This window comes from Geomonas propionica, from assembly GCF_016458235.1.
In the GTDB taxonomy this organism is placed as follows: Bacteria; Desulfobacterota; Desulfuromonadia; order Geobacterales; family Geobacteraceae; genus Geomonas; species Geomonas propionica.
In genome coordinates, this window is record NZ_JAEMHK010000017.1 from 1 (window position 1) to 18,365 (window position 18,365).

Sequence of the window (18,365 nt, forward strand, 5' to 3'; positions counted from 1 at the left end):
TCACGGCAATCCTACTGTTTAGGTGCGACAGAAAACGTCTTAAAAAGCAATCTGCTGAAGATTAGCGCTAATCGGCTGATTTTATGCGTTTCTTCAGCGAAGATGGCATGAGTAACGCGTAATTTCATGGGCGTCACCCTCTGCCTCACTCGTGAGGCGGTAGTGGCAGTAGTGGGACTCCATGTGCTTCAAGACCGACTGGACCGCAGCGTCGTGCGCCTCCTTCCCCCCCCTCCACCCCGGCCACGTGGGCGACCGATACCGACTTGGGGGCGGAGAAGGTGCAGTCGTTCCCGGCCCGGCGGGTTTCCACAACCTCCCCGGTCTCCGGGTCCCGCATCGGCCTGCAGCGCACCAGCACGTTCCCGTCCGGCGCAGTCCCTGCACAAAGCGCGCGGAACTCCTCCTCACCGACAGCTCCCGAGAGCCCCAGAACCGAACCAGGAACTGCACCCGTCCTCGGCCCTCGGATGTAGTAGTCCTCCCTGGAGAAATACCCTCCGGCGTGGCCTGCGCTCATACCTAGTGAGACGGAGTCACCGGGGGACGTTGCTGAGATTTTGAGATTTGCAGACGCAACAAAGAGAGAAATGAAACAATTAATTTTCTACCTGAACTGGAATTAAAACAGGAAGTTCAGAAATAGCCACATGAATCCAAAGTTCCACGAAGTGCAGCACCGGTAAACCCGGTACGCTCTGCGTCGCTGGCAATATAACCAATAGGAAGATTGAGGTATATGGCTTCAAACAAAAACCAACATTTTGTTCCCAGATGCTATCTAAGAGAATTTACACTCAGTTCTGAAAATAAGGCAATCAATGTGTATAACATAGATACAAATAGGTGCATACCTAAAGCACCTGTTAAAAATCAATGTTCTAGGGATTACTTTTATGGAAAAGATGAAAAGTTAGAGAGCGCAATTCAACTTGTTGAGAGTGCATATGCATATGCATTGCGCGACATCATTAATGGTCCACGACAGCTAACCGACGGCCAAACAAACGTACTAAAGCGTTTCTGGTTACTCCAATATCTTAGGACTGAAGCTGCGTCCAGGCGCTCAGTCGAAACAAATAAAGGATTAACAGAGGTAGCTGGACTACAAGGAGATGATTTCAGTTTAGGAATAAAAGAAGCTGTGCAGATGGCAATGAAAACATATGCTAGCAATATGAACGTCATTGATGATTTAAAAATTTGCTTAATTTATAATAAAACGGACTTTCCTTTCGTGACCTCTGATGATCCAGCAGTTCTTTCTAATAAATGGCATTTGAATGACTGGAGAACTAGGTTCGGATCATTTGGTTTAAGTACCTGTGGTGATCTGTTGTTTCTTCCTTTAACACCAAAGATTATGTGCATTGCATATGATAGCGATGTCTATAGCATTTCTAACAAAGATGGTTGGGCAACTATTTCACATATAAATGACGTAAAAGCTTTCAATGAACATCAATTCTTAAACTGTAGAGCAAATATATTTTTAAAAAATGTCGAGCACCAATCTTTCGTATGCGAGTCATTTGATGAAATTTCCCACCATCGGCCACATGAAAGACATCGAATAAATTATGCAGTTCTGGACTGTAGCAATGGCAAGTACTCTACATACAAGGTTGTTGATCTCGCTGAAGCAGATGGACATCAACAAGCCATTATTCATACTGAAACTATTCACCATCGGCCTGCAACATGGCCAAGTGTTATAGGCTGGAGAATCAATGGAAGGGTTTACACAAATAGAAGTGGGCTAGGGTATTTGAGAGAATATCATCTCGCTGAACATCAAGGCTTTTATAAAGAACCAATAACATTAAGGAAAAAGCATCCAAAAGATCAAAACAATTGGTAGCCCGCGGGTAGAGGCGGATCTTTGCAGTTAGTGAGGGACTTTTAAGTATGATTTTATCCAGTGGTTTTATGGTTAGTCTAGTCCGCGTTATATTGATTAATTTTATGATCTAGAACATGAGAAGAAGAGGCCCCCCCGAACGGGTGGCGTCTTTCAACACAGAAACGGTCACGGGATGAAATATGGTCGATGATATTTTGTCGGAAATAAAACGGTGTGAGATTGACGAGACAGCAATTATAGGATTTGAATCCGAGTATGATTTCATGGAGTTGTCCGTAGATTTGACGATTGAAGTTGGACAGTATATTTGTTTGGCCGCCTCAATTCTTCCAGGTGACCGGAAAACGTGGTCACGAGACGAAGCGATATTGGGAGGACATCTTGTCCGCCTATTTAAACTTACAAGTGCATTCCTAGACCAGACTTGCCAGCGAAGAAGAGAAATGACCGTTGTTATCGGTCGAATGGCATTTGAATGCATTATAAACCTTAAATTTCTCCTTAAAAATGCCTCAACTGACTTATTCAAATCGTATATCTATTACTCTTTAAAACATGAAAAGCGGCTGAGATCAGAAATCCTCCTGAATATTGAAAAGCGAGGTGGCAAAATTCTCAATATAGAGAAAAGAATGCTACGATCAATCGAAAACTCATTCAAGACTTCAGAAGTGGACCCTGATGAGATAAAATCTAAGGAACTGAAAAATTGGGGTGGGAAAAATCTCTTTGAAAAAGCCAGGGATGTCGGGCTTGAAGAAGCATATTTGGCCGCAATTGGTGGGCCTTCCCACAGTGTTCATGGTAACTGGCAAGAGATGCTTGAGTACAACATCAAGTTCAGTGAGCATGGCTTTGTTCCGTCTCTTGACTGGCATACGCCTCGCCCGCAACTCGGCAATGCTATATGTTATCACGCAATCATTGTCACCATTGAATATCTAAATTACCTAAAATACTTGTCTCCGAAAAAAATTGAGGAAATAATCGAAAAGTTGGAAGAATTGTTGACACGGATTCAATTGCATGACCAATTACACGAAAAATTCCTCATATCTAAACATTCACGGCTAACAACGAGGTAGATTCTGACGCCTCAAAAAACGTCGCACAGGTCACGCCGTGAGCCGTTAGAAAATATGGGGGGGAGGAAACGCCCCCCGCTTCCCAACAGGAAGAGCACGAATTTCGGATCTAACCCGTTGGATCGGCCCCAGAACCGGGGTAGCCACCGGGGTATCAGAAATTATTTATTACTGCTTTGCCTCACAATTACACTTACTTGTACCACCTATTCGATTCCCATGTGCTTCCGCCATCGCCTACCGCATTATCTCAAAGGGTCGATTTCATCCCCCGCCTGGATTCCGCCGCAGCTCACCCCCTTTCGACTCCTTCCACCGAACAGGACAGCTTTTCTCATAATTCACCCTTTGGCCGTCCGCAACCTCACATCGGTGCTATCCCGCATAAGGCAAAAAACGCCCCCGTCCGGGAGACGACGGGGCGCGGGAATGCTTTCATGGGAAGGTATCCTAGAGCGACCTGATGCTTACAGGCAGAGACCAAGGGCCGCGGCCGGCGGAGGTGAGGATGCTGGCACGAAGCCAATATAGTTTCCCGGGCTCCCTGCCGGGAATGTGAATCTTGGAGGCCAGGGGAAAGTCATCGACGTCGAGCCACGTTGGGTTGGTGGCCGGATCCTGGTCGGTGATCTGAACCCGGTAGCTCTTGGCACCCGGATACCTGGTGATCTTGCCCGATAAGGTGCCGGACGCTTTGCCATGTGTGACTGAGAGATCGGGGGACGGCGGAGGTCCGGAAGCGGTCTTCTTCACCTGCAGCGGGCGAACCTTGAACCCCGCCCTCTTCAGGGCGTCCCGGTCACTTTCGACGGCCAGTTCGACATATTGCCCGATCCTCGCCATCCGCTTCTTGCTCGCCTGGTGAAACTCGTCCCTCTCCTTCACCATCGTCACATCGTGGTTCTGCGCCCGGAGTATCGCGGCATCCAGAAGGTCCGCGTCCTCCCCTAACCCATCGAAGGACCTCAACCATGGGGGCCACGGCTTTAGGTTTGGGTGATCATGATTGAGCAGCATGACCTTGACGGTCCTCATCATTTCTGCCGTCTCCCGAGGGGTGGAACCGTATTCAGGGGCTAGCACTGGCTGCATAAATTCCTCCTGGGGCTGATGTGATCTCGTCTTCAGGAGGAGCATATATTAAATATATTTAATTACAAGCAACTACTTTTTTACCGATCTTTGCCGAAAGGCAGCCTCGCTTCCGGGAAGCCTGGTGCAAAACAGCCGAAGGCGTGCAAAGCGGTCGGCCGTTTGTGGCAACATCGCCGATTTCCTGGAACACCTTTGCCGCCCCTTCTTTGAGCCGGAGCTAAGGTCGTCCAAAGTTCGGAAAACCCTTCACAAGCTTTTCCGATTCCTTCGCAAGGTTAGCACGAAAATACACCACCATAACCACCTGGTATCCCGAGGAGTTTTGGCAGGACGACCAGTGGTTGTCAATGTTTGGTAAAAGGTTCGCAAGGTTTAGGAAAAGTTTGACAAACTTCCGGCCGACCTTTTCAGGGTTCCGGACGGGATGGTGCAGGCGAATGGAATCCTTGTCAAACCTTCGCGCCCGGGGGCCAACTTTCGCCAGCGGCGGATGCAAGTTCGCGATGAACGTCACCAACATCGGCCGCCGGTGTGAAAGGTTTTCCGGATCCTTATCAAACTCCGCCCTTCTTTGGTCAACCGTCAGCCGAGGTTTGACAGCAACTGCCGGAACCTGCTCGCGTCAAGCAGGACAGCTCAGACCACCTCCATGGCTAGCGGTTTTCCGATGTTCCTCGCCCTCTAACTTGGGGTCTTGCCGGACATCTACGGCACCATCGCGCCGAACTGCTGTTCGACCTCTCTCGGGGCGTTGAGCAGACCGCGATACACGTCCTGGGACATCGGGTCCGGGAAGATGTACTCTTCGTCCTCTGCAATGCCATCGAGGATCATCTTGGCGACTTGCTCCGGGGTGGATTTGTCCATTTCCTGGCCGGCTGTCATCCGTGTATCGACCGGACCGGGATAAACTCCGAACACCTTGACGCCGCGCGACGCCAGCTCGGCGCGCACCCCCTGCAACAGGGAATGACCGGCGGCCTTGGAGGCTGAGTAGGTGCCGTTAACGGGGAGGTTCACAAGACCAAGGATGGAGCAGACGTTTGCTATCGCCCCCCCGCGGGATGCCAAAAGCGGCGCGAAGGCCCGGCACATGGAGAGGGTGCCGAGATAGTTCACCTTGATCTCCTGGCGGGCGCTCTCCAAACTATCGGGGCCAAGCAGGCTTTTGCAATGGTTGACGCCGGCGTTATTGATCACCAGGTCCACATCCTGGCATTGCGCGGCGGCCGTTGCCACGCTCGTCTCGTGAGTCACGTCGATCCTGAGCGCCACCACATGCCCCGGGTCGAACTTGGCTATTTCCGCTACCGCCTGAATGTTGCGGGCCGCCGCATATACCTTGGCGGCTCCACGCTCCAGCAACTCCTTCACCAGCGCCCACCCGATGCCACCGTTGGCACCGGTAACAAGAACTACTTTACCTGACAGGTCCATTCTTTCCTTCTCCTCTTTTTATTACGGTCTTTCCGCCCACAACAGCCGGTTACGCGGCTGCCGCACCTGGCCGGGATGCCCGGCCGCTCCTGCAGCTTCACTCACCACTCCCTTCATGACGGCCCCCTCTTCCAAAACGGCATACAGGGCTCGTGCGGCACGCCTCAAGAGCTCACCGGCATTGTCCGGTTGCGGGGCCAGGACCGCTATCGTCATCAGCGCTTCTCGTATGATCCGCTCGGAGGAAGGGGGGAGGTCGTTACCATTCAGTTTTTCCCACAGCGACCTGATACAGGCCGCGATGCCAAGCGCGGTCACTCCCCCCTCGACCGTCCTCAGATGTTCCGGGTCGTGACGCGCGGCCATATCCACCAGCCTGATCACCCTGTGCTGCAGCCTTTCCTGTACCCGGCCCAGCACCTGCGGCGAACCGTTCCGCGCCATGTGCACAAGGTCGCGGGAAACGGCAGCGAGAACCGAGCGCATCCGCACGCCGGGGTTGATGGGGACCAGCACGGTGTAGGAGAGCCAGGCGGTACCGACGCCGGCCACCATGGCTACGGCGCCGATGGCAAGGTCGATATGGGCGACGCTGACCGCGACACCCGGTTGGACCACGAAGATGAAGAAAAGGGTCGCATCGGTCGCGGCTATCATCGTTCGCGGGTACTGCATGGCGGCGAGCCCGAGCAGCACGAAAGGCGCGATGATGGCTACGGTAAGGTATGGGTCATGGACAGCGGAGAGCAGGAATATCCGGCAGAAGACGGCGGCAGCCGATCCGACCGCCGCACCGACGAAGATGTTGCCGACAAAATGGGCGGGATGATCCTTGTTGGAGAAGATGGTGGTCATGATCGACAGGGCCATCAGCATGAGCGGCCCCTTGCTCCAGCCGGTTGCGCTCCAGGTGAAGCCCACAGCCGCGATGACGAGCCCGGACCGAAAGGCCGCCCTGCCCGCTTCAACCCAGTCACGGTGCCGAATCAGGCGATGGCGCGGCTCATGGGCCGCATCGTCGGCGACGGCCTCCAATCCGGAGAGCACTTCTTCCATGGCAACCACCACCCCGGCGAAGGTTTCGCCCAGAAGTGGCAGGTGGGAACGCGCTTCGGCGGCCAGGGCCGCAAGCTCGGAGCAGATCGCGGCCCCAGGGGAGGATGCGAAGGTCGACGCCACTTCAAGAAGATGACGGGAGATCAGCTCGCGCCATGCAGCACCATGCCTGCCGTCGCCGTCGTTGTGACGGTCCAGGTGTTCCGCGGCGAGCCTTCCCACCGACAACAGGGAAAGCAGTGCCGCAATCAGGCTCTTCACGTGGCGCTGCCGTTGCCTGAACCCGGGTGAGGCCGCCGCGGCGGTCTCAAGAAGCAGCTCCAGGTCCGCCAATTCGATGAGCATCACCCGCTCAAGCCTCGCGACCTCGTCGCTGCGGCCGTGATTGAACAGCGCGGAGAGCCAACGCATGGCATCCCCGATCACCTCATGGAGACGCCGCTCCAGCTCCTCGCGGGGGGCGCGCGGTGTGAAAAGGGCGGTGACCGCCGTGGTGACGACGATGCCCACGACGATGCAGGCGATGCGGCCAAAGGCGATCTCGGAGACGCGGGCGGGATTCATGAAGCCGCTCATGGCGATGACGGCGCAGGTGCAGCCTGCCATCAGGAAGGCGTAGGAGCGCAGGCCGTGGAAGAGATTTCCGATGCCGACGCAACCCGTGATCCAGAAGACGAGCGCGGTTGTAACCCAAAAGGGGGATGTAGTGTACTGGAGAAGCAGCAATGCAGCCAGGGAGCCGAAGACGGTGCCGACCAGACGGTAGAAGCTTTTCTCGAACAAGAGGCCGCGGGTAGGCTGGATGACGATCAGTGCGGTCATCGCGGCCCAGTAGGGGTTCTCGATGCCGAGGAACTCGGCGACGCACAGGGCCGTCAGTACGGACAGGGTCCCGCGCAGGGCGAGGACAAGTTTCACGCGGTGGGACGGGTTCATCCTTTCAGTCTCGAGCGGGTTTCCTGCAGCCTCTTCTCCAGTCGTTCCACGAAAAGGGTCATCTGGTCGATCTCCAGGTCACTGAACTCACTCAGGAGATCATGCTCGAGGGTAGCGACCTTGGCGGTGATTTGTGTCACCATCGCGCGCCCCTGAGGAGAGAGCGCAAGCAGTTTGGCACGCCGGTCGCTGGCATCCTCGCTGCGGTCGATGAGCCGCTTCACGATCAACTGGTCGAGGATGCGTGTCAGCGTGGGGCCTTCTATGCCCAGGGAGGCAGCGAGGTCTTTTTGCCGGATGCCGTCACCCATGTGGTGCAGGTGCAGCAGCGGGCGCCATGCGGCGTCGGTGACACCCAAAGACTGGAATGCCGAGTCGAGGACCTGGCGCCAACGCCGGGTCAGAAAGCCAAGGCGGTACAGGAGGTTTTCTCTATCTACCTTTGTGGTTTCAATGGTCATGAAAAATAGATAGCATACTATCTATTATATTGCTATCTATTTCTGGCGGCGGTTATCGCTTCAGGATTTTTCGGCCGTGCTGCGGCGCTGGCTTACCCGGCGCGGCTTTCGAAGCGTGGTAGGCGGGAAGACCGCCAAGCGTCCGAGCGCTTCGCGCACCAGGTCGGAGATGGTCATGTTCTGCCCGTTCAGCAGGCGCAAAAGAAACTTCCGCTCGGCATCGGTGATCCTGACCGAGATGATGTAGCGCCTGCAATCAAGGTCTCCTAATTCGTTCATACTTCCCCCACGAGCCGCAGCGCCTTCTCCCGCATCCTCAGATGAACTGCAGCATATGTCCCATTTTCTCCCGCTTAACGCGCAGGTACTCGATATTGCTGCTGCCGGGCGCTACCTCCAGAGGCACGCGCTCGACGATGTCTATGCCGTAACCCTGCAGCCCAACCAGCTTCTTCGGGTTGTTGGTCATGAGCCGGATTTTCTTGAGCCCCAGGTGGGCCAGGATCTGCGCGCCGATGCCGTAGTCGCGCATGTCGGCCTTGAAGCCCAAGGCGAGGTTCGCCTCCACGGTATCCTTCCCCTGGTCCTGCAGCGCGTACGCCTTCAGCTTATTGGTGAGGCCGATGCCGCGCCCTTCCTGGCGCATGTAGAGGACTACCCCCCTACCCTCCGCTTCCACCAGTTCCATGGCGTGGTGCAGTTGGTCGGCGCAGTCGCAGCGGACGCTGCCGAAGACGTCGCCGGTCATGCACTCGGAATGGACGCGCACCAGGACCGGCTCGTCGCCGGCGAGGTCCCCCTTGACGAGGGCGATATGCTCGAGGTGATCGACGTCGTTCTCAAAGGCAATGGCGCGGAAGGCGCCTGCCTTTGTGGGGAGGGCGACCTCCACCGAGCGCCGTACCAGGGACTCGTGCCGGAGCCGGTAGGCGACCAGGTCCGCGATGGTGCAGATCTTGATGCCGTGCTGCAGCGCGAAGCGTTTCAAGTCGGGCATCCGCGCCATGGAGCCGTCTTCTTTCATGATTTCACAGATGACCCCGGCGGGCTCCAGGCCGGCCAGCCGAGCGAGATCGACCGAGCCTTCGGTCTGGCCCGAGCGAACCAGGACGCCGCCGTCACGGGCGCGCAGCGGAAAGATGTGCCCCGGCCTGGCGAGGTCGGAAGCCTGGGCGTCCGGCGCCACGGCGGTCAGGATGGTGTGGGCACGGTCCGCCGCGGAGATCCCGGTGCTCACTCCGGAGCGGGCCTCGATGGAGACGGTGAATGCGGTGCCGAAGGAGGAGGTGTTATCCCGCACCATGGGGGGGAGCGCCAGGTGGTCGCAGCGCTGCTCGGTCATGGTGAGGCAGATGAGGCCGCGGCCGAAGCGGGCCATGAAGTTGATCGCTTCCGGGGTTACGAACTGCGCCGCCATGGTGAGATCACCTTCGTTCTCACGGTCCTCGTCATCCACCAGGATGACCATCCTGCCCGCCCTGATCTCCTCAATGGCTTCCTCTATGCTCGCCACGGACATGACACCCTCCTTGATTTAATCGGACGTGATGTAGGTCGCACCACGCGCAGGGAAGCCAGGAAAACCCTGCGCGTGGTGCTGATGGTCCCAGGCGCTGAGTCCCGAGCCATTTCTGGAGAAAACTTCGTTTTTGTGGCCACCCTGTCGGCAGGCGGCGTGTCCCCCTCTCCCTCCGGGAGAGGGACGGGGTGAGGGCGCTGCGGCAGGCTATGTCTCACTTCGTGGCAACGCCCTCACCCGGCCTTCGGCCACCCTCTCCCTCCGGGAGAGGGGATAGCAGTCAGCCACTGCCTCAAAGTAGCCTCTCCCGTATGAAGAGATGCTACTTTTGGAGCCTTACGCGGCGCGCAGCTTCTCGGCCAGGACCGGCGCCAGCGCCAGCACGTCGGCTACCACCATGACGTCGGCGGCCTCGCTGATGGGGGCATCCTTGTCCTTGTTGATGGCGACGATGAAGTCGGATTTCTTCATGCCGGCCAGGTGCTGGATGGCGCCGGAGATGCCGCAGGCGACGTAGAGCTTGGGCGACACGGTCTGGCCGGTGGTACCGACCTGGTGGCTGTGGCCGACCCATCCGGCGTCGACCACCGGGCGGCTCGCGCCGAGTTCGCCGCCGAAAGCCTTGGCCAGATCGGCGATGACGCCCACGTTCTCCTTCTTGCCGACGCCGCGACCGGCGCTGACGATGATCTCGGCGCGTCCCAGGTCGACGTCCTTCTTCTCGGCCGGCTCGTAGCCGACAAACTGCAGCGCCGAACTCCCCTGCGAGATCTCGATCGCCTCCACCTGCGGGGCGCCGGATTTCTGGCCGGCGTAGTTGAAGGCGCCGGCCTGGACGGTGAGGACGGCGCGCGCCGCTTTCGGGCTCACGGTGCGGCGCAGCTTGCCGTTACACAGGCTCACCTCCAGCTTGCCGTCCACGATGTTGACGACCTCGGAAACCTGCCCCACCCTGAGCGTTGCGGCCACCCGGGGAGCCAGGTCCCAGCCGTAGGAGGAGTGCGGGAAGATGATGTAGTCCGGGTTCTCCTTGAGCGCCGCGGCCAGCACGATGTGCTTGTGCAGCTCGGGGCTGTACTCCCCGTATTTGTTGACGTCCGCCAGGTACAGCTTCGCGGCTACCTGCGGGGCCTGCGCCGGCGTCCCCACCAGGACCAGGCTCACCTCAGCCCCCAGGCGCTCCGCGAACGCCACCAGCTCGTAGCTGGTGTCCAGTAATTTTCCTTCCCGCTGTTCACAGACAAGCAGTGCTTTCATGGCTCACCTCCTTATTTCATGACCGTGGTCTTTTCCTTGAGAATGCCCAGCAGGCGGTCCGCAATATCCCCCAGATCCCCTTCGAGCACGATGCCGCCGCCGCTTTTCACCGGCGGGTAGAGTTTCTCGGTCCCCGTCGCTGCTTCCTCTTTCAAGAGGCTCGCCACCGGTACCAGCTGCAGCTCCTTCTTCTTGGCCTTCATGATGTTGGGCAGGGTCGGGTAGCGCGGCACGTTGAGGCCCAGCTGGCAGGTGACCAGCGCCGGGACCGGAACCTTCACCACGCTCTTGACGCCCCCCTCCAGCTCCCGCTTCGCGGTCACCACGCCGTCGGCGTACTCGAAGCCGACCAGGGTGCTGGCGCAGTTGTGCCCCAGAATTTCGGCCACGGTGACGCCGACCTGGGCCGAGCCCCGGTCCTGCGACTGCATCCCGGTGAAGATGACGTCGAAGTTCTTGTCACCGGCGAAGGCGGCGATGATGTTGGCGATCTGCCAGGGGTCCTTGCGGGCGCTGTCGTTGTCCTGGACCTGGACCGCCTTGTCGCACCCCATGGCGAGGGCCTTCTTGAGGGCCTCCCCGACGCGGTCGGCGCCAATGGAGAGGACCGTGATCTCGGGCTGGTTGCCCAGCTGCTCCTTGAGCTGCACCGCCTGCTCGACGGCGTACTCGTCGTATTCGTTCATCCTGTAGGCCAGATCGGCCTCGTCGTACCAATCCCCCGTCCCGTTCACCTTGAAGCGGGATTCCATGTCAGGAACCTGTTTGATGCAGACTAGAATGTTCATGTGCGCCTCCCTATCGGTCGTTTAGTGCCTCGGCCATTACCTCTGCGATGTCCTTTACCCGTACCTTCTCCGCACCCTGGTCCTTCAGACCGTCCTCCAGCATGGTCATGCAATAGGGACAGCTGACACAGATGGTGTCGGGCTCCTGCTTGAGGGCCTCCTTGACCCGTTCGTGGTTGATCCTCGCTCCGGTCTGTTCCTCCATCCACATCCTGCCGCCGCCTGCGCCGCAGCAAAAGCCGTTCTCGCGGTTGCGCTCGAAGTCGCCGGGTGTTCCCCCGGTGGCCGCCTCGATGACGGCGCGAGGCGCGGTGTAGGTGTCGTTGTGGCGCCCGAGGTAACAGGAGTCATGGAAGAGAACCTTGCCCTGGCTCGCCTTTTTGGGAGCCTTGAGCTTCCCGTCCCGGACCAGTTGGGCGATCAGCTCGCTGTGGTGCACCACCTCCAGCTCGATGCCGTACTGCTTGTAGTCGTTCTTCAAGGTGCTGAAGCAGTGCGGGCACGCGGTGACGATCTTCTTCACCCCACGCTCGCGGAACAGCTCCACATTGCCGCGGGCCATCTTGTCGAAGACGAATTCGTTGCCCAGGCGCCGGACGCTGTCGCCGCAGCAGATCTCGTCCTTGCCCAGGATGCCCCAGCTGATGCCGGCCCGGTCCAGGGTGGTGGCCAGGGCGAGTGTGGTCTGCTTGGCGCGGCTGTCGAAGGAACCGGCGCAGCCGACGAAGAAGAGATACTCGGTCTCGCCCGGCTTGAAGTCGCGCTCCTCCAGGACCGAGATCCACTTGCCGCGCTCGGAGGGGGCGATGCCCCAGGGGTTGCTGCGCTGCTCCATGTTCTCGAAGAGGTTTAAAAGCTCCTCCGGGAACCGGGCCTTTTCCTGCACCAGGTGCCTGCGCATCTTGACGATCTTGGGGAGGTGCTCGATGAGGACCGGGCAGACCGAGAGGCAGGCGCCGCAGGTGGTGCAGTCCCAGAGGGCCTCCTCGCAGCTCGTCCCCTCCTCTTTGGGACCGATGAGCGGCTTGCCCCCCTTCTCCAGGAGGTTCACCTTGAGATCATGCACCACGCGGCGCGGATTCAGGGATTTCCCCGTGTTATGCGCCGGACAGAGGTCCTGGCAGCGCCCGCATTCGGTGCAGGAGAAGGAATCCAGCAGATCCTTCCAGGAAAACTGCTCGACGCCGCTCACCCCAAACCTGTTCCCCATTTGGAACTCCTCGCGCGGCGGAACGGCGGGATGGTCCAGGCTTCTGAAGTAGCAGTTGGGGATGGCGGTCAGGATATGCATATGCTTGCTGCGCGGCAGCAGGTTGAGAAAAAGAAGCAACACTATGGCGTGCACCCACCACGAGGTCAGGGCCACCGCTTCCAGTGTTGCCGCAGGGAGACCCTGCATTACAAGGGAGACCGCCCGTGAGACCGGCTGCCAGGAGCCTTCCCCCGGAGCGAGGCGGGCCGCGTTCATCAGAAAGTACGCCGCCATGAGGGTCGCGATCATGCCGAGGATGAGGAGCGCCTCGCCGCTGCGGGGCTTGGTGTATTCGTTGCCAAGGTAGCTGGGGGCGAAGAAGAGCCGGCGCGCCAGGGCCACGGTAACGCTCACCAGCGCCAGGAGCGACACCAGGTCGAAGGCGAACTCGAGCGGGTGGCGGATCCCCTCGGGAAGGGCGGAAAGTCCGCCGCCCGGGAAGAGCCCCTGCCACAGGAAGTCAGCGTTGGCGACCAGAAGGAGCAGGAATGCCCAGAACAGCACGAAGTGGTTGACCCCGAACGGGCGAGACAGGACCCGCTTTTGCCCGAAGGCGTAGGACAAGACCCCGGCCAGGCGCTCCCCCGGGCGGTCGAAACGGTTCTCGGCGGCGCCGACGGTGACCAGTTGCAGCCGCTGGTAGCAGCTGTAGCAGAAGGTCAGAACGGCGACGAATAACAACGGCATGAAGTACGGGTGGCTTTGCATGTGATACCTCGCAAGCGGTTATCTGTTCCTTGAGGGGGACTGGCTCCGCAGGTGCCGGTCCCCTTCAACTCAAGCGGTCATCGATTCGTCAGACGGCGAGCCGGTCGGGGAGTCTCCCGCCGCGCTGCTCTTTCATGGTGCGCACCCTCTTGGTCAGGGCCGGGACGATCTCGAAGACGTCCCCCACGATGCCGTAGGTGGCGACCTGGAAGATGGGTGCCTCCGGGTCGCGGTTGATGGCGATGACCACGTCCGAGTCCTGCATACCGACCAGGTGCTGGATGGCGCCGGAAATGCCGCAGGCGATGTAGATCTTGGGACGCACGGTTTTGCCGGTCTGCCCCACCTGGCGGCTGTGCGGCATCCAGCCGGCATCGACGGCGCTTCTCGAGGCGCCGACCACGCCGCCCAGTTCCGCGGCAAGCTCGTGCAGCATGGCGAAGTTCTCCTTCCCCATCAGGCCGCGCCCGCCGGAGACGATGATCTCGGCCCCGGCGATGTCGATGTCCTTGCCCCCCTTGTCGCTGATGGACTCGATCACCTTGGCAAGGATGTTCTCCTCGCAGAGGTCGTACTCCTCGCTGACCACGATGCCGGTCCGCCCCGGGAGCCTTTCCGGCATGGCCATCACGTGCGGGCGCACCGTCGCCATCTGGGGGCGGAAGCGGTCGCACATGATGGTCGCCATGATGTTGCCGCCAAAGGCCGGGCGGGTCTGCATCAGGTTGCGCTTGTCGTCGATGCCGAGGCCGGTGCAGTCGGCGGTAAGGCCGGTCTTGACCACGGTGGCGACCGCCCCGGCGAGATCGCGTCCCTGGCCGGTGGCGCCCATGAGGATCACCTCGGGCCGATGCTTGTAGACCAGGTAGCAAAGCGCGTCGCAGAAGGGCTTGGTGCGGTAATGCTCGAAGACCGGGGCATCCAGCACGATGGCTTGGTCGGCACCGTAGCTGAAGGCCTCCTCGCAGAGCTCGGCCACGCCGTGACCGATGATCACCGCCGACAGCGGCACCTGGAGTTTTTTCGCCAGTTCGGCACCGGCACCCAGGAGCTCCCAGGAGACCTTGGCGACCTCGCCCTCAAACTGTTCGATGAAGACCCAGACGCCGCGATAGGTGGCCAGCATCTCCCGCAGCTTCTTTTCCGCCGGGTCGAGCTCCTCCTCGGCCGCGCCGTGCTGCGCCTCCCATTGCTTGAGAAGCTCCAACTCTTCCGGCGTGTAGAACATCTCGAGGGCGCCGGCGGCGCAGACTTTCACGCACTTAGCACAACCGATGCACTTCTCGGCGTGGATGGAAGGTTCCCCCGCCTCGTTCATGAGGATTCCGCTCACCGGGCAGGAGCTCTCGCAGCGGGCGCCGCAGGCTATGCACTTGCCGGCGACCACGCGAGCTATGCCGCGCGGCTTCTTGATCTTCTTGCTGTCCATGTCAACTCCTTGCGGGCTACAACGCTAACAGGTCTTTGCTGAGCATCTTGTCGAGCAGTAAATGGGCGGTTCCGACGGGATCCTTGATACCGTCGCCGATGATCTCCCCCTGGTCACGCTCGGGAGAGAAGATCTTGCTGACCCAGGTCGCCGACCCCTTGAGGCCGACCGTCTCGACGTCCAGGTTCAGCACCTGGTTGTCCCACACGGTCACCTCGGTCAGTTCGGCGCTAAGGCGCATCGGAACGGTTGGGTAGCGCGGCCGGTTCAGCTCCCGCACCGCGGTGATCACCACCGGCAGCGGGGCCTCGACGATCTCGTGCCTCCCCTCGAGCTTTCTCCGGACCCGTATCCTCTTCTGGTCGAGATCGAGCCACTCGATGCGGTCGACGAGGGTGAGCTGCGTGAAGCCAAGCCGGGTGGCGATACCAGGTCCCACCTGGGCGGTATCGCCGTCGATGGTCTGCTTGCCGCAGAAGACGATGCCCACTTCCTCCTGCTGCGCCAGGCGCTCGATGGCGGAGGCGAGCACCTGGCTGGTGGCCAAGGTATCGGCGCCGCCGAAGGCCCGGTCGGAGAGGAGGATTGCCTCGTCAACCCCGAGTGCGCACGCCTTTTTCAGGGTGGCGACCGTGTTGGGAGGGCCCATGGAGATGGCGACCGAGCGCAGCCCGTAGCGGTCCTTGAGCGCCAGTCCCTCCTCGAGGGCGTGGGTGTCGTAGGGGTTCACGATGAAGGGAATCCCCTCCCTCACCAGGGTGTTGGTGACCGGGTCGATCTTGACCTGGGTGGTGTCCGGTACCTGCTTGATACAGGAGATCACGAGCATGATCTTCTCCTTCAGTTTGACTTCGGTGTGCTGTTTGGTCAGAAGCAAATCCCCCCTGTCCCCCCTTCGCAAAGGGGGGAACTCTTGGGGTTGTGCGGTGTTTCAAAGCTGCTTCAGCTGTGGTGCCTTATGCTTTCCCTGCTAATCCGCCTTAAACCGCAGCGGCGGCTGCGGGGGCGGTGACGTAGTGGTGCGTGTTCTTGACGCCGGGACGGTAGATCTTCATGAGCGCCTGGGCCATCTCGGCGGGGGTCGCGGCGACACTGATGCCGCAGGACTCCAGCACGGCTACCTTCTCCGCGGCGGTTCCCTTGCCGCCGGAGATGATGGCGCCGGCATGTCCCATCCTCTTGCCCGGGGGAGCGGTACGGCCGGCGATGTAGCCCGCGACCGGCTTGGTCATGTACTCCTTGACGAAGTAGGCGGCCTCTTCCTCGGCGTAGCCGCCGATCTCGCCGATCATGATGACCGCCTCGGTGTCCGGGTCCTCCTCGAACATCTTGAGACAATCGAGGTGGCTGGTGCCGTTCACGGGGTCGCCCCCGATGCCGACGCAGGTCGACTGACCCAGGCCGTAGCCGGTCAACTGCCAGACCGCCTCGTAGGTGAGCGTGCCGCTCCTGGAGACCACGCCGACCTTGCCGGGCTTATGGATGTAGCCGGGCATGATGCCGATCTTGCACTGTCCCGGGGTGATGATGCCGGGACAGTTGGGGCCGATGAGCCTGGTGCTTTTGCCCTGCATGAACTGCTTCACCTTCACCATGTCGAGGACCGGAATCCCCTCGGTGATGCAGCAGACCAATTCCAGCCCGGCGTCGACCGCCTCCATGATGGAGTCGGCGGCAAACGGCGGCGGGACGTAGATGACGCTCGCGGTGGCGCCCGTCTCACGGACCGCCTCGGCCACGGTGTTGTAGACCGGGAAGCCGTCCACGGTGGTCCCACCCTTGCCGGGTGTGACGCCCCCCACCATCTGGGTGCCGTACTCGCGGGCGCCCTGCGCGTGGAAGAGGCCGGTGGCCCCGGTGATCCCCTGGGTTATAACCTTGGTGTTCTTGTCGACCAGGATGCTCATGCTCTACCCCCTTTGGCGGAAACGGCCATGATGATTTTCTGGGCGGCGTCGGCCATGCCGTCGGCGGCCACGATGTCGAGCCCGCTGTCGGCCAGCAGTTGCTTGCCCTTTTCGACGTTGGTCCCTTCCAGGCGGACCACCAGCGGTACGTTGAGGGATACCTGCTTGGCGGCCTGAATGACGCCGGTGGCAATGACATCGCACTTCATGATGCCGCCGAAGATGTTGACCAGGATCCCCTCGACGTTCTTGTCAGAGAGGATGATCTTGAAGGCCTCGGTGACGCGCTCGATAGTGGCCCCGCCCCCGACATCCAGGAAGTTGGCCGGGTCGCCGCCGTAGTGCTTGATGATGTCCATGGTGGCCATGGCGAGACCGGCACCGTTAACCAGGCAGCCGATGTTGCCGTTGAGCGAGATGTAGGAGAGGTCGTGCTGGCTCGCCTCGATCTCGTTGGCGTCCTCCTCGTCGAAGTCGCGCATGTCGCCGATCTGCAGGTGCCTGAAGAGTGCGTTGTCGTCGAAGCCGAATTTGGCGTCCAGGGCGAGGAGCTCGCCCGCGCCGGTAACCACCAGCGGGTTCACCTCGAGCAGCGCACAGTCGCAGGCGATGAAGGTGGTGTAGAGCGCTTCGAACATCTTGGCGGCCTTGCCGATCTGCTTCCCTTCCAGGCCGAGGGCGAAAGCAAGTTTCCTCCCCTGGAACTGGGTGAGTCCAACCAGCGGCTCGATCTTCTCGGTGAAGATCTTCTCGGGCGTCTTCGCCGCCACCTCTTCGATGTCCATGCCACCTTCGGTGGAGGCCATCACGGTCACCTTCGAGGTGGAGCGATCCACGACGAGGCTCACGTAGAGTTCACGGGCGATGTCGCAGCCGTTTTCAACCAGCACCCGGTGCACCACCTTCCCTTCCGGCCCGGTCTGGTGCGTTCTCAGTGTCATGCCGAGCATGTCGCGGGCGATCAACTGCACCTCGCTGGAGGTCTTGGCGAGCTTGACGCCGCCCCCCTTGCCGCGCCCACCGGCGTGGATCTGCGCCTTGACCACCCAGGGCCCCTCCCCGAGCCGCTTGGCCCATTCCCTGGCACTCGCGCCGTTGTAACAGACGTGGCCGTCCGGAACCGGCACCCCAAATTTCCTCAGTATCGCTTTGGCCTGATACTCGTGAATGTTCATCCTTTTTATCCTCCCAGGCGCGTGGCGCCTCCTGGTCTCGCCTATCGCGCTCATCGTCAGTCGCGTCAAGGTCCCGTGCCGCTTGGCGGCAGGGGTGCGTTCAGGTTCATCAGGACCCCCTGAAGAACCGCCTATCGGCACCTGATCATGGGGGTTTCAACAACTCGATCTCTTTGCTGCCACGGATTCCATTGCCCCTTCTGGGGCCATCTGCACATTGAATTCGGCTCATCGGTGTCCTCCGTCAGATTTTCGCCTGCCCGGAGTCGGATGCGGTACCTGCCGCTACCGGCTCTACCTCTACCGTTGACTGCTGTGGTTCTTTCATCCTGCCGCCGCCCCTCACCCTGCCCCTCTCCCAGAGGGAGATGGGAGTGTGGACGTCATGGGGCAGAT

The 18,365-nt window shown here is 59.8% G+C and carries 16 protein-coding genes; 2 read left to right on the forward strand and 14 right to left on the reverse strand.

What is annotated here, in order from left to right; translation table 11 throughout:
• Positions 1-145: 145 nt before the first annotated feature.
• A complete protein-coding gene (locus tag JFN90_RS22655) occupies positions 146-520 on the reverse strand; it encodes a relaxase domain-containing protein (RefSeq protein WP_199396662.1) in 375 nt (124 codons plus the stop codon).
• Positions 521-739: 219 nt separating this feature from the next.
• On the opposite strand from JFN90_RS22655, the gene JFN90_RS18820 reads away from it, so the two are divergent.
• Both JFN90_RS18820 and JFN90_RS18825 read left to right on the forward strand, forming a co-directional pair.
• Complete coding sequence (locus JFN90_RS18820; RefSeq protein ID WP_199396663.1) at positions 740-1,861, forward strand: DUF4238 domain-containing protein; 1,122 nt, start codon at positions 740-742, stop codon at positions 1,859-1,861.
• A gap of 182 nt (positions 1,862-2,043) precedes the next feature.
• Positions 2,044-2,949, forward strand: coding sequence for a DUF5677 domain-containing protein (locus JFN90_RS18825; RefSeq protein ID WP_199396664.1), 906 nt, complete (start codon positions 2,044-2,046; stop codon positions 2,947-2,949).
• A 450-nt stretch (positions 2,950-3,399) separates the two neighbouring features.
• Here JFN90_RS18825 and JFN90_RS18830 read toward each other — a convergent pair whose 3' ends face one another.
• The 13 genes from JFN90_RS18830 to sucC form a co-directional block, all read right to left on the reverse strand.
• Complete coding sequence (locus tag JFN90_RS18830) at positions 3,400-4,041, reverse strand: hypothetical protein (protein ID WP_199396665.1); 642 nt, start codon at positions 4,039-4,041, stop codon at positions 3,400-3,402.
• Between the two features lie 708 nt (positions 4,042-4,749).
• Positions 4,750-5,481, reverse strand: coding sequence for an SDR family oxidoreductase (locus JFN90_RS18835; RefSeq protein ID WP_199396666.1), 732 nt, complete (start codon positions 5,479-5,481; stop codon positions 4,750-4,752).
• A gap of 21 nt (positions 5,482-5,502) precedes the next feature.
• Positions 5,503-7,473 (reverse strand): FUSC family protein, encoded by a 1,971-nt coding sequence (locus JFN90_RS18840; protein ID WP_199396667.1) that lies wholly within the window; start codon positions 7,471-7,473, stop codon positions 5,503-5,505.
• On the reverse strand, positions 7,470-7,934 hold the full coding sequence (locus tag JFN90_RS18845) for a MarR family winged helix-turn-helix transcriptional regulator (RefSeq protein ID WP_199396668.1): 465 nt from the start codon (positions 7,932-7,934) through the stop codon (positions 7,470-7,472). The genes JFN90_RS18840 and JFN90_RS18845 overlap by 4 nt, the downstream gene beginning before the upstream one ends.
• A gap of 60 nt (positions 7,935-7,994) precedes the next feature.
• The gene (locus tag JFN90_RS18850) at positions 7,995-8,213 is read right to left on the reverse strand and encodes a hypothetical protein (protein ID WP_199396669.1); all 219 of its coding nucleotides are present in this window, start codon (positions 8,211-8,213) and stop codon (positions 7,995-7,997) included.
• 37 nt (positions 8,214-8,250) lie between these two features.
• Positions 8,251-9,453, reverse strand: a complete 1,203-nt coding sequence (locus JFN90_RS18855; RefSeq protein WP_199396670.1) for a bifunctional 3,4-dihydroxy-2-butanone-4-phosphate synthase/GTP cyclohydrolase II — start codon at positions 9,451-9,453, stop codon at positions 8,251-8,253.
• Between the two features lie 336 nt (positions 9,454-9,789).
• Complete coding sequence (locus JFN90_RS18860) at positions 9,790-10,710, reverse strand: electron transfer flavoprotein subunit alpha/FixB family protein (protein ID WP_199396671.1); 921 nt, start codon at positions 10,708-10,710, stop codon at positions 9,790-9,792.
• Positions 10,711-10,721: 11 nt separating this feature from the next.
• Positions 10,722-11,498: an electron transfer flavoprotein subunit beta/FixA family protein gene (locus tag JFN90_RS18865; protein WP_199396672.1), complete on the reverse strand. Its 777-nt coding sequence runs from the start codon at positions 11,496-11,498 to the stop codon at positions 10,722-10,724.
• A gap of 10 nt (positions 11,499-11,508) precedes the next feature.
• Positions 11,509-13,458: a (Fe-S)-binding protein gene (locus JFN90_RS18870; protein WP_199396673.1), complete on the reverse strand. Its 1,950-nt coding sequence runs from the start codon at positions 13,456-13,458 to the stop codon at positions 11,509-11,511.
• A gap of 88 nt (positions 13,459-13,546) precedes the next feature.
• Positions 13,547-14,887, reverse strand: coding sequence for an FAD-binding protein (locus tag JFN90_RS18875; protein ID WP_199396674.1), 1,341 nt, complete (start codon positions 14,885-14,887; stop codon positions 13,547-13,549).
• Positions 14,888-14,903: 16 nt separating this feature from the next.
• Positions 14,904-15,716, reverse strand: coding sequence for an electron transfer flavoprotein subunit beta/FixA family protein (locus JFN90_RS18880; protein WP_199396764.1), 813 nt, complete (start codon positions 15,714-15,716; stop codon positions 14,904-14,906).
• A gap of 151 nt (positions 15,717-15,867) precedes the next feature.
• Positions 15,868-16,794 carry a succinate--CoA ligase subunit alpha gene (sucD, locus tag JFN90_RS18885; protein WP_199396675.1) on the reverse strand — a complete coding sequence of 309 codons (927 nt, stop codon included), beginning with the start codon at positions 16,792-16,794 and terminating at the stop codon, positions 15,868-15,870.
• Entirely contained in the window at positions 16,791-17,969 is a 1,179-nt protein-coding gene (sucC, locus tag JFN90_RS18890) for an ADP-forming succinate--CoA ligase subunit beta (protein WP_199396676.1), read from the reverse strand. Before sucC ends, sucD begins: the two co-directional genes overlap by 4 nt.
• Positions 17,970-18,365: the final 396 nt, after the last annotated feature.

Excerpts from the sequence above, each read along its gene's own strand:
- JFN90_RS18820 (WP_199396663.1), top strand. The coding sequence starts at position 740 with ATGGCTTCAAACAAAAACCAACATTTTGTTCCCAGATGCTATCTAAGA.
- JFN90_RS18875 (WP_199396674.1), bottom strand. The coding sequence starts at position 14,887 with ATGGACAGCAAGAAGATCAAGAAGCCGCGCGGCATAGCTCGCGTGGTC.
- JFN90_RS18880 (WP_199396764.1), bottom strand. The coding sequence starts at position 15,716 with ATGCTCGTGATCTCCTGTATCAAGCAGGTACCGGACACCACCCAGGTC.
- JFN90_RS18865 (WP_199396672.1), bottom strand. The coding sequence starts at position 11,498 with ATGAACATTCTAGTCTGCATCAAACAGGTTCCTGACATGGAATCCCGC.
- JFN90_RS22655 (WP_199396662.1), bottom strand. The coding sequence starts at position 520 with ATGAGCGCAGGCCACGCCGGAGGGTATTTCTCCAGGGAGGACTACTAC.
- JFN90_RS18870 (WP_199396673.1), bottom strand. The coding sequence starts at position 13,458 with ATGCAAAGCCACCCGTACTTCATGCCGTTGTTATTCGTCGCCGTTCTG.
- JFN90_RS18830 (WP_199396665.1), bottom strand. The coding sequence starts at position 4,041 with ATGCAGCCAGTGCTAGCCCCTGAATACGGTTCCACCCCTCGGGAGACG.
- JFN90_RS18855 (WP_199396670.1), bottom strand. The coding sequence starts at position 9,453 with ATGTCCGTGGCGAGCATAGAGGAAGCCATTGAGGAGATCAGGGCGGGC.
- JFN90_RS18845 (WP_199396668.1), bottom strand. The coding sequence starts at position 7,934 with ATGACCATTGAAACCACAAAGGTAGATAGAGAAAACCTCCTGTACCGC.
- JFN90_RS18860 (WP_199396671.1), bottom strand. The coding sequence starts at position 10,710 with ATGAAAGCACTGCTTGTCTGTGAACAGCGGGAAGGAAAATTACTGGAC.
- JFN90_RS18850 (WP_199396669.1), bottom strand. The coding sequence starts at position 8,213 with ATGAACGAATTAGGAGACCTTGATTGCAGGCGCTACATCATCTCGGTC.
- JFN90_RS18840 (WP_199396667.1), bottom strand. The coding sequence starts at position 7,473 with ATGAACCCGTCCCACCGCGTGAAACTTGTCCTCGCCCTGCGCGGGACC.
- JFN90_RS18825 (WP_199396664.1), top strand. The coding sequence starts at position 2,044 with ATGGTCGATGATATTTTGTCGGAAATAAAACGGTGTGAGATTGACGAG.
- sucD (WP_199396675.1), bottom strand. The coding sequence starts at position 16,794 with ATGAGCATCCTGGTCGACAAGAACACCAAGGTTATAACCCAGGGGATC.
- sucC (WP_199396676.1), bottom strand. The coding sequence starts at position 17,969 with ATGAACATTCACGAGTATCAGGCCAAAGCGATACTGAGGAAATTTGGG.
- JFN90_RS18835 (WP_199396666.1), bottom strand. The coding sequence starts at position 5,481 with ATGGACCTGTCAGGTAAAGTAGTTCTTGTTACCGGTGCCAACGGTGGC.